General features: G+C 71.2%; 11 protein-coding genes. 3 read left to right on the top strand and 8 right to left on the bottom strand.

Going from position 1 to position 18,081, the window contains the following annotated elements:
• The first annotated feature begins 68 nt into the window (after positions 1–68).
• Positions 69–314, top strand: a complete 246-nt coding sequence (locus FHT37_RS11650) for a DUF3297 family protein (protein ID WP_091734035.1) — start codon at positions 69–71, stop codon at positions 312–314.
• 12 nt (positions 315–326) lie between these two features.
• On the opposite strand, the gene FHT37_RS11645 is transcribed toward FHT37_RS11650, so the two are convergent.
• The 7 genes from FHT37_RS11645 to FHT37_RS11615 form a co-directional block, all read right to left on the bottom strand.
• Complete coding sequence (locus FHT37_RS11645) at positions 327–1,715, bottom strand: PAS domain-containing sensor histidine kinase (RefSeq protein ID WP_183480950.1); 1,389 nt, start codon at positions 1,713–1,715, stop codon at positions 327–329.
• Between the two features lie 111 nt (positions 1,716–1,826).
• Positions 1,827–3,167 carry a sigma-54 dependent transcriptional regulator gene (locus FHT37_RS11640; RefSeq protein WP_183480947.1) on the bottom strand — a complete coding sequence of 447 codons (1,341 nt, stop codon included), beginning with the start codon at positions 3,165–3,167 and terminating at the stop codon, positions 1,827–1,829.
• Positions 3,168–3,198: 31 nt separating this feature from the next.
• The gene (locus FHT37_RS11635) at positions 3,199–4,431 is read right to left on the bottom strand and encodes an ABC transporter permease (RefSeq protein ID WP_183480944.1); all 1,233 of its coding nucleotides are present in this window, start codon (positions 4,429–4,431) and stop codon (positions 3,199–3,201) included.
• Positions 4,432–4,463: 32 nt separating this feature from the next.
• Positions 4,464–5,777: an ABC transporter permease gene (locus FHT37_RS11630; protein ID WP_091734029.1), complete on the bottom strand. Its 1,314-nt coding sequence runs from the start codon at positions 5,775–5,777 to the stop codon at positions 4,464–4,466.
• Between the two features lie 18 nt (positions 5,778–5,795).
• Positions 5,796–7,205 carry a TolC family outer membrane protein gene (locus FHT37_RS11625; protein WP_183480941.1) on the bottom strand — a complete coding sequence of 470 codons (1,410 nt, stop codon included), beginning with the start codon at positions 7,203–7,205 and terminating at the stop codon, positions 5,796–5,798.
• A gap of 2 nt (positions 7,206–7,207) precedes the next feature.
• Positions 7,208–7,945, bottom strand: coding sequence for an ABC transporter ATP-binding protein (locus FHT37_RS11620; RefSeq protein WP_183480937.1), 738 nt, complete (start codon positions 7,943–7,945; stop codon positions 7,208–7,210).
• 94 nt (positions 7,946–8,039) lie between these two features.
• Positions 8,040–9,308 (bottom strand): efflux RND transporter periplasmic adaptor subunit, encoded by a 1,269-nt coding sequence (locus FHT37_RS11615; RefSeq protein ID WP_183480934.1) that lies wholly within the window; start codon positions 9,306–9,308, stop codon positions 8,040–8,042.
• A gap of 350 nt (positions 9,309–9,658) precedes the next feature.
• On the opposite strand from FHT37_RS11615, the gene FHT37_RS11610 reads away from it, so the two are divergent.
• Positions 9,659–10,795: a hypothetical protein gene (locus FHT37_RS11610; protein WP_183480931.1), complete on the top strand. Its 1,137-nt coding sequence runs from the start codon at positions 9,659–9,661 to the stop codon at positions 10,793–10,795.
• A 72-nt stretch (positions 10,796–10,867) separates the two neighbouring features.
• Here the strand turns inward: FHT37_RS11610 and FHT37_RS11605 are convergent, their stop codons facing one another.
• Complete coding sequence (locus FHT37_RS11605) at positions 10,868–12,700, bottom strand: glutamine--tRNA ligase/YqeY domain fusion protein (RefSeq protein WP_183480928.1); 1,833 nt, start codon at positions 12,698–12,700, stop codon at positions 10,868–10,870.
• 187 nt (positions 12,701–12,887) lie between these two features.
• Here FHT37_RS11605 and FHT37_RS11600 point away from each other — a divergent pair, with 187 nt between their 5' ends.
• Entirely contained in the window at positions 12,888–18,074 is a 5,187-nt protein-coding gene (locus FHT37_RS11600) for an Ig-like domain-containing protein (protein WP_183480925.1), read from the top strand.
• The last annotated feature ends 7 nt before the right edge of the window (positions 18,075–18,081 follow it).

The following is an 18,081-nucleotide window of genomic DNA, read 5'->3' as shown; positions in this document are numbered from 1 at the left end:
GGCCGATGTTAGGGCGTCCGTCTGCGGGACAATGCCGCGTTTTCGGTTTCCCCCTGCATGACCCCGCCATGAGCGACACCACCCGCCCCGAACTGCCCGACCACCTGTCCATCGACCCGCGCAGCAAGCATTACGTCGCCGCCGTGTTCGAGCACGACATCGGCATCCTCTTCAACGGCAAGGAACGCAAGGACGTCGAGGAGTACTGCATCTCCGAAGGCTGGATCAAGGTGCCCGCCGGCCGCACGCTGGACCGCAAGGGCCAGCCGCTGATGATCAAGCTCAAGGGCAAGGTCGAAGCCTTCTACAAGTGAGATCGCCCGCGGTCATGACCGCGGCCAGCTGATCGCCACCCACAGCCCGCCGCCGTCGCGGTTGCCCATCGCGATCCGGCCGCCGTGCGCCTCGGCGATCTCGCGCGCCAGCGCCAGACCCAGGCCGCTGCCGCTGCGCTTGGTCGAGTAGAACGGCAGCAGCGCCTGCGACAGCTGCGTCTCGGTCATGCCGGGACCGCGGTCGCCGACCTCGATGCGCCAGTCCTCGCGCGGCGCGCCCACGCTCAGGCTGACGCCCTCCGGCGCGCTGCCGGACTCGTGCGCGTTCTTCAGCAGGTTGATCAGCGCCTGCGCCATCTGCGCGGCGTCGAAGCGCCCCGGCGCCGCCGGCAGTGCGCCGCCCAGCGTGAACGGGTAATGCGCGCCCAGCGATTCGATGAACGGCGCCCACTCGACCGGCGCCAGCACCGGCGCGGGCAGCTTCGCGAAGCTCGCATAGCCGGCCAGGAACTGGTGCAGGTGCTGCGCACGGTCGCCGATGCTGGCGAAGACGCCAGGCACCCGCTCGTGCATGCCGCGCCGCGCCAGCTCCGCGCCGCTGTGCGCCAGCGACGAGATCGGCGCCAGCGAGTTGTTGAGCTCATGGCTGATCACCCGGATCACCCGCTTCCAGCTCGCGACCTCCTGGCGCGACAGCTCGCGCGTCATCCCCCGCAGCAGCCGCAGCCGATGCGGCTGGCCCTGCAGCCGGAAGTCGCGCAGCGACAGGTGGAAGCGCTCCTCCTCGCCGTCGAGCACGACGCTGAACAGCCCGTCCTGCGTGCCGGCGAAGGCCTGCCGCAGGTCGTCCGGCGCCTGCGACAGCACCTCGTCCAGGTCGCGGCCGGCCAGGCCCCGGCCGCGGTCCATCAGCTGGCGCGCGGCGATGTTGGCGTAGGCGATGCGCTCGCGCGCGTCGGTCAGCACCAGCGCGACCGGCGTGTTCTGCACCACCGTGTCGAGCAGCAGCTCGCGCTGCGCCAGGTGCTGGCGCTGCTCGCGCAGGGCCTGGCCGAGCTCGCTGTGCAGCCGCATCAGGCTGGACAGCTCCGAGAGACCGCCTGGCGGATCGGCCGCGATCGCGCTGCCGAACTCGCCATCGCGGTAGCTCAGCACCGTGCTTTCCAGCGCGCGCAGCAGCCGCGTCAGCGGCATCAGCAGCAGGCTGGCCAGTCCCCAGGCGATCGGCAGCATCAGCGCGCCGGTCAGCGCCAGCGCGGTCGCGCTCCAGGGCGCCAGCGCCTCGTGTCCGAGCGCCGCCATCAGCCGCGGCACCGGCCACCAGGTCAGCGTCAGGTGGATGGACAGGGCCGCGACCGCCGCGGCGATCAGGCACAGCGCCAGGCGCAGCCGCAACGAGCGGTGCCAGCGCGCGCGCCGCGGTGGGTCAGGCTCGCGCATGCGGTCTCCGCATCGGCCTCGGGCCGCGGCGCTCGGAGCGAGCCTCACCCACGTTTCTCGCGAACCTCGCGAGCCTGACGCACCGCGCAAGCCTCACAAGCCACGCGAGCCTCACGCATCGGCGCTCAGCCCGTAGCGCTCCATGCGCCGGTACAGCGCCTGGCGCGACAGCCCCAGAGACTGCGCCGCCCGGCTGACGACGCCGGCCGCGGCGTCCAGCGCGGCGACGACGGCCTCGCGGCTGGGCTCGTCCAGGTTGCGCGAGGCCAGCGGCGCGGCGGCCGGCAGCGCCAGGTCCTGCTCGCCGACGACATGGCCCGGCGCCAGCAGCGCCGCGCGCTCGATGGCGTTCTTCAGCTCCCGCACGTTGCCGGGCCAGGGATGCGCCATCAGCGCTTCCCGGGCGCCGTCGCTGAGCGTGGCCCGGCCCGCCAGGAAGTGCTCGGCCAGCGGCAGGATGTCCTGTGGCCGCTCGGCCAGGCCGGGCAGCGCGACCTCGATGACGTTGAGCCGGTAGTACAGGTCCTCGCGGAAGGTGCCGGCGCGCACCATCGCGCGCAGGTCGGCGTTGGTGGCCGAGATCACCCGCACCGTGGTCTGGCGCGTGCGGCTCGAGCCCAGCCGCTCGAAGCGGCCCGTCTCCAGCACCCGCAGCAGCTTGACCTGGCCGGCCAGCGGCAGGTTGCCGATCTCGTCGAGGAACAGCGTGCCGCCATCGGCGGTCTCGAAGCGGCCCTCGCGCGCCCGCGCCGCACCGGTGTAGGCACCGCTCTCGGCGCCGAAGAGTTCGGCCTCGATCAGCTCGCCCGGCAGCGCGCCGCAGTTGATCGCCACGAAGGGCCCGCCAGCGACCGCCGAGTTGGCATGCACGATCGCCGCGATGCGCTCCTTGCCGCTGCCGTTCGGTCCGGTGACCAGCACCGGCGCCGCCGAGCGGGCGACCTGGCAGGCCAGCTCCAGGCAGCGCAGCAGCGCCGGGGATTCGAAGACCAGGCCGTCGAGCCGGTAGCGGCGGCGCAGCTCCTCGCGGCGCTGGCGCTGCTCGTGCCGGCTCTCGCGCAGCGCGCGGCCGTTCTCGGCCAGCTCCAGCAGGTTCTCGACCGTCGCCAGCAGCTTGGCGTCGTCCCAGGGCTTGGCCAGGTAGTCCGCCGCGCCGGCCTTGACCAGCGCCACCGCCTGCTCCAGCTGCGTCCAGGCGGTCAGCAGGATGATGGGCAGGTCCGGATGACGCTCGCGCAGCTGCTGGAACAGCGCGCGGCCTTCCTCGCCCGAGGTCGTGTCCGCGCTGAAGTTCATGTCCTGGATCACCAGGTCCACGCGCCGCCGCGCCAGCACGGCCAGGCCCTCGGCCGGCGAGGCCGCGTACAGCGCCTCGATGTCGTGCAGCGAGAGCAGCAGCGACAGCGCCTCGCCGACACCGGCGTGGTCATCGATGATCAGGACGGTTCTCATGGGTGGCGCAGCATAGCAAGGGGGCCGGCGCTCAGCCGCCGCGCAGGGCCGCCACCGGGGGCAGTGCCGCGGCCCGCCGCGCCGGCGCGAACACCGCGATCTGGCCCAGGGTCCACAGCACCAGCGCGCCGATCGGCAGGTAGATCCAGGGCAGGCGCGGCAGCTCGTAGTTCTTCATCAGCAGCAGGCTGATGCCGTAGGCGCCGATCATGCCCAGCACGATGCCGGCGCTGGACAGCAGCAGGTTCTCGGTCTGGAAGTAGCGCAGGATCTGGCCGCGCGTGGCGCCCAGCGCCCGTCGCGTGCCGATCATCCGCGTGCGCTGCTGCACCCAGAAGCTGGCCAGGCCGACGATGCCGAAGGCCGTCACCACCAGCAGCCCGACGCACACGCCGGCCAGCAGCTGGATCATCGAGCGGTCCTGGCGGTAGTAGTCCGCGCGCAGCTTGACCAGCGTGTTCTGGTCCCGGATCACGCGGCGCAGCCCCGGGCTGTTGGCCAGCAGCTTGGCCGTGGCCGCCTTGAGCACCGCCTCGCGATCGGCGCCCGGTGCGACGCGAATCATGAAGCCGCCGCCGCGGAAGCTCGGCTGCACCGGGAACATCATCGTGTTGAGCGCGTTCTCGTCCTCCGAGCCCGGGTTGGGCGAGGGCAGGTCGCGCACCACGCCGACGACGCGCTGCGGCTCGTTGCCGTAGACGTAGATCGCCTTGCCCAGCGCCGATTCGCCGGGCCACAGCCGCTCGGCCATGGTCTTGTTGATGATCACCGCCGGCACGCGCGGATCGGGATTGGCGTCCAGCGTCGATCCGGGCACGAACTCGTTGGGCTCGAAGTCGCGGCCCTCGACCAGCTTCAGCCCCATCGTGCCGATGAAGCCGGGACCGGTCGTGTAGTGGCTGGCGACGACGCGGCTGGACTGCGTCGTGTCCGGCGTCAGCCGCACGCCGGAGTTGTTGGAGCTGCGGCCGTACGGGTACTGGTTGGTCAGCGTCACCGAGGCCACGCCCGGCACCTGCCGCAGCGCGGCCAGGTCGGCCTGCGTCTGCGGCTCGGGGTTCTCGACGCGCGCCATGCTGGCCAGCGAGAAGGTCACCAGCGCCTGCTCGTCGGCGCCGGTGTCGGCGTTGATGCGCTCGATGCGCTGGAAGATCAGGAAGAGCGCGTTGCACACGATCGCGCAGGTCAGCGCGATCTGCAGCACGATCAGCCCGGCGGCGGTCTTGTGACGCTTGAGCGTCGAGAGGATGGGCAGGATGTCCATGTCGGCGTTCTCCTTGACTCGGGGTCAGCGGGTCATTGCGTCTTGAGCTGGATGGCGGGCGTGATCTGGCAGGCGCGCCAGGCCGGCAGCAGCCCCGCCAGCACGCTGGCCGCCAGCGAGACGCCCAGCGTCGTGGCCAGCATCTGCCAGTCCAGCCGCGCGAGCTGGGCGTAGTCCGACGGGTTCTGCCGCACCACCCACAACCCGATCCAGGTCAGCGCCAGGCCCAGCACGCCTCCCACGAGGCCGAGCGTGCCGGCCTCGACCAGGAACTGCAGGAAGATCTGCCGCCGCGGCGCGCCCAGCGCGCGGCGCACGCCGATCTCGCCGCTGCGGCGCAGGCACTTGGCCAGCAGCAGACCCACGGTGTTGGTCAGGCACACGGCCAGGAAACCGAAGGCCAGCCACACCTGCAGCTGGATGTCGCTGGGCACGACCTTGCGCTGGCTCAGCCACGCCATGACGCCCGTCAGCCGCGGATTGGCGGGCCGCTCGAAGCGGCCGGCCTCGCGCTGCTGGTCGGAATACTGCGTCAGGTAGGTCCGGTAGTCGGCGACCTGCTGGGGCGTGTCCAGCTGCACCCAGTACTGCAGCCAGGCGCAGGGCGCGTTGAGCGAGCGCGGATCGATGCCGTCCGAGCGGCCCCAGCAGTTCATGTTGCCGGCGCCGCCGAAGCGCAGCGTCAGCGAGGTCGACAGCGGGATGTAGACGTCCGCCGGCTTGGCGTAGGAGCCCAGCGTCAGGTCGAAGTAGTGCGGCGCCGGCCGCCACGGCTGGAGCACGCCGACGACGGTGAAGTCCTTGTCGCGCAGCCGCACCGTCTTGCCGCGGCTGTCCTGGCCGCCGAAGAGCTTGTCGTTGAGCTCGGCCGAGAGCACCGCGACGCGCGCCTCGGCGCCGTCGTCGGCGGCGGTCCAGCCGTTGCCGTAGCGGAAGGGCGCGTCGAACATGGTGAAGAAGTCGGCCGAGGTCCAGCGGCCGCCGGTGAAGAACGGCGGCTGCGCGGCGTCGCCCGAACCGGCCGGGTCGATCGCGATGAAGGCGCCGGTCATCATCACTTGATGCACGCCGCGTCTGGCGCGCAGCAGCTGCTCGGCATCGAAGCGGGTGAGCTGCAGTTCGGGCTCGTCGCCGGGCTTCCAGTCGCGCCGGGTCTCGGCGTCGAGCTGGACGTTGAAGAGCCGGTCGCTCTTGTGCGGGATCGGGTCGCCCGACAGGACGTGGAAGACCGTCAGCGTCGTCATGCAGGCGGCCACGCCCATCGCGATCGACAGCAGCATCAGCACCGTCAGGCCGCGATGGCTGCGGAAGGCGCGCAGGGCCAGTTCGAGGTAGTAGGTCAGCATCGGAGGTCCTCTCTCAGCTCATCGCGCCGCGAGCGCGGCAGGGGTGGTCACGGACGCGGTCGCCGGCACGGTCCCGGGCGCATGCCCGGTCGAAGGCGTGGTGACCGGGGCCGGGACCGGCGCCGGACCGAGCAGCGTGTTGACGGCGGCCAGCTCGGGCTCGCCGAGCGCGCCGGCCGCCTGCTGCAGCAGCAGCTTGGACAGCACGTAGCGGTGGCGCGCCTGCTCCCAGGCGTTGCGGGCGTTGCTCTGCGTCTGGATGGCCAGCAGCAGGTCGGTCATCGTGCGTGCGCCCAGGTCCAGGCCGCTGCGGGTGGAGGCCAGCGCCTTCTCCGCCGCCTGCACCGCGGCGCCGGCGGTGCGCATCTGGCTGAGCGCCGACAGCACCGCCTGGTACTGCGCCTGCGTCTCTCGGGTCATCGCGCGGCGCGCGCCCTCCAGGTCGTCGCGCAGCTGCTCGCGCTGGTAGATCGCCTGGCGCTTCTGCGACTCGGTCGCGCCGCCGGCGAACAGCGGGATGGTGAGCTTCAGCCCGATCGTCGTCGTGTAGCGGCCGGTGTCCTGCGGCGCGACGGCCGGCCCGGACAGGCGCTGCCCGTCGAGGCCCGCGCTCAGCGTCGGCAGGTGGGCGGCGCGCGCGGCGGCCACGCGCTGGTCGCCCGCGGTCACGGCCAGCGCCGCGGCCTGCAGCGCCGGGTTGTCGCGCAGCGCCTGCGTCACCCAGGCCTGCGGGTCGGCCGGCTCGGGCATCAGCATCGCCAGCTCGGGCGCGAGCGGCTGCAGCTCGCCCGGCATGCGTCCGGTGATCTGCGCCAGCGCCTGGCGGGCGTCGAGCAGTTCCTCGCGCGCCTGCGCGGTGGTGCCGCGCGCCAGCTCGTAATAGGCGCGCGCCTGCTCGACGTCCAGCGACGCGGACAGCCTGGCCTCGAAGCGCGACTGCGCCTGCGCCACCTGCTGGCCGTAGACGTCCTCGATCGCCTGTGCGGTGGCCAGCGCGGCCTGCGCCGTCAGCACGCCGAAATAGGCGCGGGCGACGCGGGCGCAGAGGTCGGCCTCGGCGGCGCGCACGCGGGCGTCCTCGGCGCTGACCAGCGTCCTGGCGGCATCCCAGCTGCGCAGCCGGCTCAGGTCGACCAGCACCTGGCTGAGGCTGTGGGTGAGCTGGTGCTGGCGGCCGTCGTCGCGCTGGTGCGACTCGCTCAACTGGGCGGACCACTGCGGCAGCAGCTGGGCCCGGGCCTGGACGGCCAGCTCCTGCTGCTCGCCGCGGACCGCGCGCGCGCCCGACAGCACCGGGTCGGCGCCGCGCGCCTGGGCGTAGACCTCGAGCAGGTCCTCGGCGGCGGCCGGCAGGCAGCAGCCCGCGCACAGCGCGGCCACCACGACCGCCGCGAGCGCCGCCGGCCGGGAAGGGAAACGTGCGCGCATGGTCAGGCCGAGGTGGGCGTCTTGGACGGGGCCGCCGCGGCGCGCAGCAGCGCCGGGTCCATGTGCAGCTCGGCCGCGATGTCGACGACCTGGCCGTCGATCACATGCACGTTGCGCTGCGCGCGCGCGGCGAGCTGCGGATCGTGCGTGACCATCACGATGGTGGCGCCGTCGCGGTGCAGTTCCTCCAGCAGGTCCATCACGCTGCGGGCCATCGCGCTGTCGAGGTTGCCGGTCGGCTCGTCGGCCAGCAGCAGGCGCGGCGAGCCGGCCAGCGCGCGGGCGATCGCCACGCGCTGCTGCTGGCCGCCGGACAGCTCGGCCGGGTAGTGACGCTCGCGCGCCGACAGCCCGACCCGGGCCAGCGCGTCGCGGGCGCGCTGCTGGCGCTCGGCCGACTTCATGCCGCGGTAGCGCAGCGGGACCTCGATGTTGTCCAGCACGTTGAGGTCGGGGATCAGGTTGAAGGCCTGGAAGATGAAGCCGATCTTTTCGTTGCGCATGCGCGAGCGCTGGGTGTCGTCCATGCGGCTGACGTCGACGCCGTCCAGCTCGTAGCGGCCGCCGGTGAAGGCCTCCAGCAGGCCGGCGATGGTCAGGAAGGTCGTCTTGCCCGAGCCCGACGGGCCGGTGACGGCGACGAACTCGCCTTCGCGCACGTCCAGGTTGAACTCGCGCAGGGCGTAGGTCTCGATCATCTCGGTGCGGTAGACCTTGGACAGCGATTGCATTTTCAGCATGGGGTTCCTCGCGGGCGGTGGTGGGCGATAAATGGGGCGGGGGAGGGGCGATGACGTCGGTGGTCGGGGCCGGTGGGGAGGGCGCGTGCGGCGCTCAGGGACTGAGCGTCACCCGCTCGGCGCCTTCGAAGGCCTGCGCGCCGGAGACGACGACCCGCTCGCCGGGCTGCAGGCCCTCCAGCACCTCGACCTTGGACAGGCTCTGCGCGCCCAGCCGGATCGGGCGCTTGACGGCCTGGCCGTCCTGCACGACGTAGGCGAAGCGACCGCCGCCGTCTTCGACGAAGCTGCCGCGCGCGACGGTCAGCACCTTCTCGCGGCGGTCCAGCAGCACGCGCACCGACAGGCGCTGGTTCTGGCGCAGCTGGTCGGGCGTGGCGCCGTCGAAGCGCAGCCGCGCGGCGACCTCGTTGTTGACGACCTCCGGCGAGACGCTGCTGACCAGGCCCTTCCACTGGCGGCCGTTGCCGGCGATCTCGCCGGGCATGCCGATGGCCAGGTCGCGGGCGAAGCTCTCCGGCACCTGCATCTGGACCTCGAGCGCGCTCAGGTCCACGACGGTGAGCAGGCCGGTCCCCGCGTTCACGTTGGCGCGCTCGGCCACCAGCAGCTGGCCGACCTGGCCGTCCACCGGCGAGCGCAGCTCGAGCTCGGCGACCTGGCGCTGCAGGTCCTTCACCAGCAGCTGCTGGCGTTGCAGCGCCTGCTGCTTGGCCTGGAGCTCGAACTTGAGGCTGTCGTCCTTCAGGCCCAGCCCGTCCTTGGCGTGGGCGGCGGTGATGCGCGCCTTCTCCAGCGCGTCGCGGGCCTTCTCGACCTGCATGCCGGCGACCGCGCCGGCCTCGTAGGCCTTGGTCTGGCGCTCCAGGTCGTTGCGGGCGGTCTGCAGGTCGATGGCGGCGTTCTCGTAGCTCGAGCGCAGGGCGGCGCGCTGCTCGCGGCCGTCGACCTCGGCGCGCAGCGCCTCGGTGCGCAGAGCGTCGGCGTTGCTCTGCTCCTGGGCGAGCCGGGCGCGCAGGTCGGGGCTGTCGATGACGCCCAGCAGCTGGTCCTTGGCGACCTTGTCGCCGGCCTTGACCTTGAGCACCAGGTTGCCGCCGTGCAGCGCATAGACGGTGGGGCTCATCGCGGCGACCACCTTGCCCTCGCCGGCGATGTCGCGCACCAGCGGGCCGATCTCGGCCGTCGCCACCGACAGGCGCTGCAGGCTGACCGAGTTGCCGCTGCCCATCATCCGCTGCACCGCCGGCGCGGCGGCGAACGCGGCGGCCAACAGCCCGGCGCCCGCCAGCGCCAGCCACAGCCGGCGCCGTCCCTGGGGGCGGGCGAGGGGAACGTCCTGTCCGGAGGTGTCGCGAATCATGAAGGTGTCCGAGGGTGGTCCATGTGATCGATGCCACACCGGATCGCAAGGCGCGTGCCATCTGCGCCAAGGTGGAAATCCTCAATCGGATCAACGACTTGTCCCACCGGCCCGGTGGCGCTGGGGTGTCCGCGGACACTCGCACGGACAGCGGTCGGACAGCGACGGATGGCGACGGACAGGGGGGACAGCGGGGGACAACGGGCAGGGCGACGGGCCGGACGACGGCAACGAGTCGGTCGACCTACTGGTGTCCGGGCCCGGAGGCCGATGCGCTACTGGTCCGGGCAGATGCGCCCGCGGGCCGGCGGGCCAACACTGGCGGCTCCTCTCACCCTCTTGGATTCGACATGACCCGCTCTTCCTTGCCGACGCCTGCCGCTGCCCTTGACTTCGATGCGGATGGCGTGCCCACCGCCCGGGACGACACCCGCCGCGGCCGGTCGCGAGCCACCGACCCGACTGACGTCCCGAGTGATGCCCCGACTGACGCGCCGAACGACGCCTCGACCAACGTCCTGAACGACGACGCCACCGCGGATCCGAGCCCGCCTGCCGCCGTCGATGCCCAGTCGACCGCGATGGAGCCCGGCGCGGCCTCCACGCCGGACCGGACGCCGCCCCAGGGCGACGACGATCGTTCGCTGATGCCGCTGCCCCTGCTGCTGGGCGGGCTGGGCCTTGGCGCGCTGGGCGTCGGCGCCGCGGGCGGTGGCGGCAGTGGCTCGGCCCTGGGGGCCATCGCCGCTGGCGGTGGAGCGACGCGGCCCACCCTCGACGGCTGGCCCTCGGGACCGGGCGGCGATCCATCGACTTCGCCGTCCGGCGGCGGCGCGGGCGGGACGGGCCACCGCCCCGCCGAGGCCGTCATGGGCCTGCAGGTTTTCGCCGCGGGCACGATGCCAGACGGCACGCCCCTGACCCGCGACGGCACCGTGCGGGTCCATGGCCTGGAGCCCGATGCGCGCTGGTCCTACAGCTTCGACGGCGGCGCGACCTGGCATCCGGGCGACCTGGACCGCATCCCCGGCAGCGAGGCGGCGAAGGCCGGTGGCGACGGTCGCAAGTCAGTGCTGGTCTACCAGACCGACCTCGCGGGCAACGACAGCCCGCAAGCGTCGCTGGTGTTCGAGTTGGACCAGACCCCGCCCGAGGTACCGACGCTGCGGCTCAAGCACGACACAGGGAGCAGCGCGACCGATCGCTGGACCTCCGATCCGACGATCGAGATCCTGGGCCTGGATCCCACGGCGACGCTGACGGTGGCCATCCTGGACGAGCCCCCGTTCGAGTGGCAGGCGGCCGAAATCCCGGCGTCGCGTTTCGCAGGCCTGGAGGGCTTGTGCCGGGTCGTCGCCACCCAGGTCGATGCGGCGGGCAACAGCGCGTCCGCGACGCTGGACTTCTGGCTCGACACCACGGCGCCGCTGGCGCCGCAACTGGTGCTGGCGTCCACGCCGGACTCGGGGGCAGTCCTTGCCGGCTGAGGCGGGGCCAGGCGCCCGGTTGCGGTCAGTGGAGGACCGGGCGCGCGTCCCGCGCACCCCGTCCACGCCGGCTCACTTGCCGAAGCTGTCCTTCAGTCCGGTGATCTTGTTGAACACCGGCGCATCGGCGCGATGGTCAACGCGGTCGGCGACGAAGTAGCCGTGGCGCTCGAACTGGACCTTGGCATCGGGCGCGACCGCGCGCAGCGACGGCTCCAGGTAGCCGCGCACGACACGCTTGGCATCGGGGTTCAGCAGCTCCAGGAAGTTGCGTTCGCCGGCGTCGGGCTGGGCTTCGGTGAACAAGCGGTCGTACAGGCGCAGCTCGGTGGCGATGCCCTCGTGCGCGCCGACCCAGGTGATCACGCCCTTGACCTTGACCGCGTCGGCGCCCGGCGTGCCGCTCTTGGTGTCGGGCACCAGCCGGGCCAGCACCGCGGTGATGGTGCCGTCGGCGTCCTTCTCGCAGCCGGTGCACTCGATCACGTAGCCGTACTTCAGCCGCGCCTTGTTGCCCGGGAACAGGCGGTGGTAGCCCTTGGGCGGGGTCTCCATGAAGTCCTCGCGCTCGATCCACAGCTCGGGGCCGAGGCTGAACTGGCGCGTGCCCAGTTCCGGCACATGCGGATGGGCCGGGGCCGAGCAGGCTTCGCGATGATCGAGCGAGCCGAAGATCTCCGCGTAGTTCTCGAGCTTGAGCTTGACCGGATCCAGCACCGCCATCGCGCGGGCGGCCTTGCCCTCGAGGTCGGCGCGCAGGTAGCCGTCCAGCACCGAGTACTCGATCCAGGCGTTGGTCTTGGACGCGCCGGTGCTTTCGACCATCGCGCGGATGGCCTCGGGCGTGTAGCCGCGGCGGCGCATGCCGACCAGCGTGGGCATGCGGGGATCGTCCCAGCCGTCGACGTGTTTCTCCTCGACCAGCTGGCGCAGCTTGCGCTTGCTGGTGACGACGTAGGTCAGGTTGAGCCGGCCGAACTCGTACTGGTGCGGCAGCGGGCGGGCGAGCAGGCCGCCCTGGGCCAGGTGCTCGACGAGCCAGTCGTAGAACGGCCGCTGGTCCTCGAACTCCAGGGTGCAGACGCTGTGGGTGATGCACTCCAGCGCGTCCTCGATCGGGTGGGCGTAGGTGTACATCGGGTAGATGCACCACTGGTCGCCGGTGTTGTGATGGGTCGCCCGGCGGATGCGGTACAGCGCCGGATCGCGCAGGTTGATGTTGGGCGACGCCATGTCGATCTTGGCGCGCAGCACCATGGAGCCGTCCGGGTGCTTGCCGTCGCGCATCTCGCGCAGGCGGATCAGGTTCTCCTCGGGCGAGCGGTCGCGGAAGGGGCTGTTCTTGCCCGGCGTGCCGAAGTCGCCGCGGTTGGCGCGCATTTCCTCGGGCGTCTGCTCGTCGACATAGGCCAGCCCCTGCGACACCAGGTACTCCGCCGCGCGGTACATGAAGTCGAAGTAGTTGCTGGCATAGAAGAGGTGGTCCACCTCGCGGCCGGCGCCGTCCTTGGCGTCCCAGGTCCAGCCCAGCCACGCCACCATCTCCTTGATCGCGTCGACGTATTCCTGCTCTTCCTTCTCCGGATTGGTGTCGTCGAAGCGCAGGTGGCAGATGCCGCCGTAATCGCGCGCCAGGCCGAAGTTCAGGCAGATCGACTTGGCATGGCCGATGTGCAGGTAGCCGTTGGGCTCGGGCGGGAAGCGGGTGCGGATGCGGGCCGGGTCCAGCGGACCGGCGGCATGGTGGGCCGCGTCGCCCGGGCTGCCGGCGAAGTGGCGCGCCGGCTGGAAGCCCTGTTCCAGGTCGCGCTCGATGATGGCGCGCAGGAAGTTGCTGGGCTTGACGGCGGTGGCGTCCGTCTTGTCGGGCGCCGGAGCGCCGGCAGTCTTGTCGTGGCTGGACATCGATGAATGGATGCTCGAAGGAGGCCGCAGATTCTACGTGGGGTGGGGTACCCCTCCTGTCTGAGGGAGCGACCCCAGCAAATCCGTCAGACCGGTCGAAGGATCTGACGTGGAGCAGGCATGGCGCACACGCCGGGGTGCTTTTGATACTGCCCAACTTTTCATTCGACCTTCCAAGGCAGCAGCCATGCAACTTCCGACGACGCCCGCCCACCGTGCTTCCCGAGTCCACGCGCCCGCCGACGCCGGCGCTCCACCGTCCGAGGTGGCGGCGCGTCCGCGGCGACTGGCGGAGGAAGAAGAGGAGCAAGGGGAATCCAGCGCCGCGTCTGCGCCCGCTGGGGAGCCTCAGCAGACCGAGACGGTGCCCGCCGCGCAGGACCCGGCCGCGAGCGGCGTCCCGCCCGACAGCCCCACCGAGAACGGCGAGGCGGTCCAAGGATCGAACGGCAAGGATGAGAAGTCCACGGAGAAATCCGTCGCCGCGATGGTGACCTGGCTGCTGGGGGCGGCGCTCTCAGCGGGGTCCGCCGTGGCCCTGTCGGGAGGTTCGGGCAATGGCGGCGCGGACGCGAAGCCGGAGGGTGAGCCCTCGCCCCAGCCCGACCCGGGCCCGAAGCCGGATCCGAATCCGAATCCGAATCCGAATCCGAATCCGAATCCGAATCCGAATCCCCAACCGGATCCGAAACCCGATCCCAATCCCAATCCCAATCCCAATCCCAATCCCAATCCCAATCCCAATCCCAATCCGGACCCGGGTCCCAAGCCGGACCCGAACCCGGATCCCGGTCCGAAGCCGGACCCCAACCCCAATCCGAATCCCGATCCCGCCGTGCGCGTGCCGCCGGCGCCGCAGCCGGCCTTGCACTCGCCGGGCGCCCAGCGGGAAGGCCTGCTCGGTAGCGCCGGGGAGATCCGCATCGGCGCGCTCGAGGCGGACGGGCGCTGGGAATACTCGCTCGACGAGGGCAAGACCTGGCATGCCGGCAGCGGCTCGGTGATCGCCCCGTCGGCCCTGGGCACGGACGGCAGCAAGTCGCTGCAGGTGGTGCAGATCAGCGCGGAAGGCCACCGCAGCCCGGTGGGCAGCTTGAAGTTCGACATGGACACCATCGCGCCGCCCGGTCCCGGCCTGACGCTGGTATCGGACACCGGCAGTTCCGCGACCGATGGCTGGACGAACGACGGCCGCATCCGCATCGACGGCCTGGAGCCGGACGCGCGCTGGCAGTACAGCGTGGACGGCGGCGCGACCTGGTGGAACGGGACGGACTCGACGCTGTCCACCGCGCAACTCGGTGCCGACGGCGCCAAGGACATCCGCGTCCGGCAGGTGGATCCCGCAGGCAACGAGGGCCCGGTCACCACCCTGAGCCTCCTTCTCGACACCCGCGCGGCGGAGCTGACGATCGCGCTCGCGATGGACACCGGCCTGTCGGCGTCCGACGGCATCACGCGCGACGCGACGGTGAAGGTGAACGGCCTGGAGTCCGGCTTGCGCTGGGAGTACCGGATCGATGACGGTCCGTGGGTGACCGGGACCGGCGACACGATCGCGGCGTCGGAGTTCGGCACGACGGCGGGCGAGCGCCGGGTCGAGGTGCGGCATGTCGACGGCGCCGGCAATCGCGGCACGGCCGCGCTCGACTTCGTCCTGGACACCCACACCGTGTCGCCGGGCGTCCAGTTGGCGGTCGACTCCGGCGTGTCCGGGGACAAGCGGACCAACGACCCCACCGTGCTGGTCAGCGGTCTGGAGAGCCTCGCGATCTGGGATTACCAGATCAACGGCGGCGAATGGCGGCGCGGTCACGGGGATCGCATCGACAAGGCCGCCTTCGACGGCGTGGCGGACGGCTACCAACTGGTCCGGGTGCGGCAGATCGACGCGGCAGGCAATGAAGCCGGTTCGACCCTCGCCTTCGACCTGCGCCGCCAGGCCGCCGCGCCGACGGTGACCCTGGTGAACGACACCGGAACGGCCGACGACCGGATCACCCGCGACGGCACGCTGCGGGTGCTCGGCATCGAATGGGGCGGCAGTTGGGACTACCGCATCAACGGCGGGGAATGGAAGACCGGGTCCGGCGTTCTCATCGATGGGCGGGAATTCGATCGCGCCACGGACGGCTGGCAGCGCGTGGAGGTCCGGCATCTGGACGCGGTGGGCAACCAGGCGTCGACGGTGTACGAGTTCCAGCTCGACCGCGTCGCGCCGCCGCCGAGCGTCGCGCTGGCCAATGACACCGGCGTGGCGGACGACCGGCTCACCCGCGACGGCACGGTGATCGTCGGTGGTCTCGAGCCGGACTGCCGCTGGGAGTACCGCATCGACGGCGGTGCGTGGCAGGCTGGCGTCGACAGCCGCATCGCGGCGAGCGAGTTCGGCGCCGACGGCGCCCACAAGATCGAGGTGCGCCAGATCGACATCGCGGGCAACGTGAGCACCGCGACGCTGGACTTCACGCTGGACCGGCACGTCGGCCCGATCGAGGCCGCGCTGGTGAACGACTCCGGCGTCGTCGGCGACCGCATCACCAACGACGCCACCATCGCCGTGACCGGCGTCGAGCCGGGCAACCGCTGGGAATACCGCATCGGCGGCGGTGCCTGGAAGGCGGGCAGCGGCGACCGCATCGCGGCCAGCGAGTTCGGCGCCGACGGTCGCTACACCGTCGAGCTGCGCCAGACCGACCCGGCCGGCAACAAGAGTGCCTCCACCTTCGATTTCACGCTGGACCGGCAAGCCGGCGCCTTGTCGGCGGCGCTGGTGAACGATTCCGGAACGGCCGGCGATCGGATCACCAACGATGCCGCCATCGCCGTGGGTGGCCTGGACGCGAGCAGGCCCTGGGAGTACCGCATCGGCAGCGGCGCCTGGCAGACCGGCAGTGGCGACCGCATCCCGGCCACCGAGTTCGCCAAGGACGGTCCCTACACCGTTGAGGTGCGGCAGGCCAACAGCACGGGCAACGTAAGTTCGGCGACGCTCGACTTCACGCTGGACCGGCAGGTCGACCCGATCGCGGTCGCGCTGCAGAACGACTCCGGCACTGCTGGCGACCGCGTCACCAACGCCGCCACCATCGCCGTGACCGGCGTCGAGCTGGGCAACCGCTGGGAGTACCGCATCGGCGGCGGTGCCTGGAAGACCGGCAGCGGCGACCGCATCGCGGCCAGCGAGTTCGGCGCGGACGGCACCAAGTCCCTCGAGGTCCGGCAGATCGACGTCGCGGGCAACGTAAGTTCGGCGACGCTGGACTTCACGCTCGACCGGCAGGTCAGCCAGATCGCAATCGCGCTGCTGAACGATTCCGGCACCGCCGGCGACCGCGTCACCAACGATGCCACCATCGCCGTGACCGGCGTCGAGCTGGGCAACCGCTGGGAGTACCGCATCGACGGCGGTGCCTGGAAGACCGGCAATGGCGACCGCATCGCGGCCAGCGAGTTCGGCGCGGACGGCAGCAAGACGCTGGAGGTCCGGCAGATCGACGTCGCGGGCAACGTGAGTTCGGCGACGCTCGACTTCACGCTGGACCGGCAGGTCAGCCCGATCACGGCCGCGCTCGTGAACGACTCGGGCACCGCAGACGATCGCATCACCAACGACGCCACCATCGCCGTGACCGGTGTCGAACTGGGCAACCGCTGGGAGTACCGCATCGGTGGCGGCGCCTGGACGACCGGCAGCGGCGACCGCATTGCCGCCAGCGAGTTCGGCGCCGATGGCACCAAGTCCCTCGAGGTCCGGCAGATCGACGTCGCGGGCAATGTGAGCACCGCGACGCTGGATTTCACGCTGGATCGGCAGGGCCCTCCGCTCGCGCTCGCTTTGGTGAAGGACTCGGGCACTGCCGGCGACCGTGTCACCAACGAGGCCGGCATCGTCGTGACCGGCCTCGAGCCGGGCCATCGCTGGGAATACCGCATCGGCGGCAGCGCCTGGAGAACCGGCAGCGGCGACCGCATCGCCGCCAGCGAGTTCCACATCGACACCACCTACACCGTCGAGGTTCGCCAGGCCGACGTTGCCGGCAACGTCAGCGGCGCGACGCTGAACTTCACGCTCGACCGGGTCGTGGGCGCGCCGACGCTGAGCCTGGCGCAGGACACCGGTGTCAGCGCCACCGACGGGATCACCTCGATGGCGACGGTCAACGTGCAGGGCCTGGAGGACGACGCCGGGTGGCAGTACAGCCGCGACGGCCTCAGTTGGACCACCGGCACCGGGACGTCCATCGCCGCGAGCGAGTTCTCCGGCGATGGGGACAAGCGGGTGCTGGTGCGGCAGGTCGATCTCGCCGGCAATATCAGCGCCGCGACCGAGCTGAAGTTCAGCTTGGACACCAAGGCCGAAGCGCCGACCTTGACCTTCAATTCCGCGGCCCGGACTTACTGGGCAAACCGGCCAGGCAATTTTCCGGAAGTGGAGCAGTTCTACCTGGCCAGCAAGGCGCTCAATGCCAACGGATCCATCGACGTGGGCCTGGAGTCGGGCAGCCAGTGGCTCTACAGCCTCAATGGGGGGCAGGATTGGTGGAGCGGCGCCGGCAGCAACTTCAAGCCGCCAGCGCAGCTGTCGCCGGGGCGCCATGAATTGCAGGTCCGGCAGGTCGACATCGCGGGCAACGAGAGCGGGATCCGGCGCCTGGAGTTCGACTACGACACCACCGCGCCCACGGTGGTCGCGGATCGTGGCAAGGATGGCAGCTTGACGGTGACCTCGCAGGAAGATGTCGAGCTGGTGTTCGTGAGCTACGGCAAGAGCCTCGTGAATGTTCAGGATTGGCAACCCGGTGCGGTGAGCAGCGGCCAGCTCATGATGTTTGCTGCCGGCAGCCGAAGTGTTCGCAGCAACATGCATGGCGCTCTGCGGCTCTACGCCATCGACAGCGCGGGCAATGCCATGGAGGTGCCGGTGAAGATGAGCTCGGAGCCGGCGAGCCTCCAGCCTGCGCTGGTCATGCGACTGGACGAGTCCTCAGGCGGCAAATGGGCGTTGAACCATGAGGAACGCGGTACGGCGGGCAACGACGTGCTGAACGCGTCCCCGGACAGTGACTTCTTCACCGGCGGGGCCGGCGCCGACACCTTCCGATGGTTCAAGGGGCAGACCGGCGTGGACCTCGTCCTCGACTACAAGCGCAGCGAGGGCGACGTGCTCGACCTGAGCGCGTTGACCGCTGGCTATACCGAAGCGACGCGCGACGACTTCTTCTTCAAGGAGGTGCTCAAGGACGGCACGATCGCGCTGACGGTCACGAGCGAGGGCGGGCGCGGGATCTACGGGTTGTCGATCCTGGTCACGGCGCTCGATGGCGATGCCTTGCTGTCCGTGAAGACCGCCTCCGGCATGGCCGTCATCTGACGAGAGG

Source organism: Mitsuaria sp. BK037 (assembly GCF_014193045.1).
GTDB lineage: Bacteria > Pseudomonadota > Gammaproteobacteria > Burkholderiales > Burkholderiaceae_C > Roseateles.
This window is presented reverse-complemented; position numbering and strand designations above follow the sequence as displayed.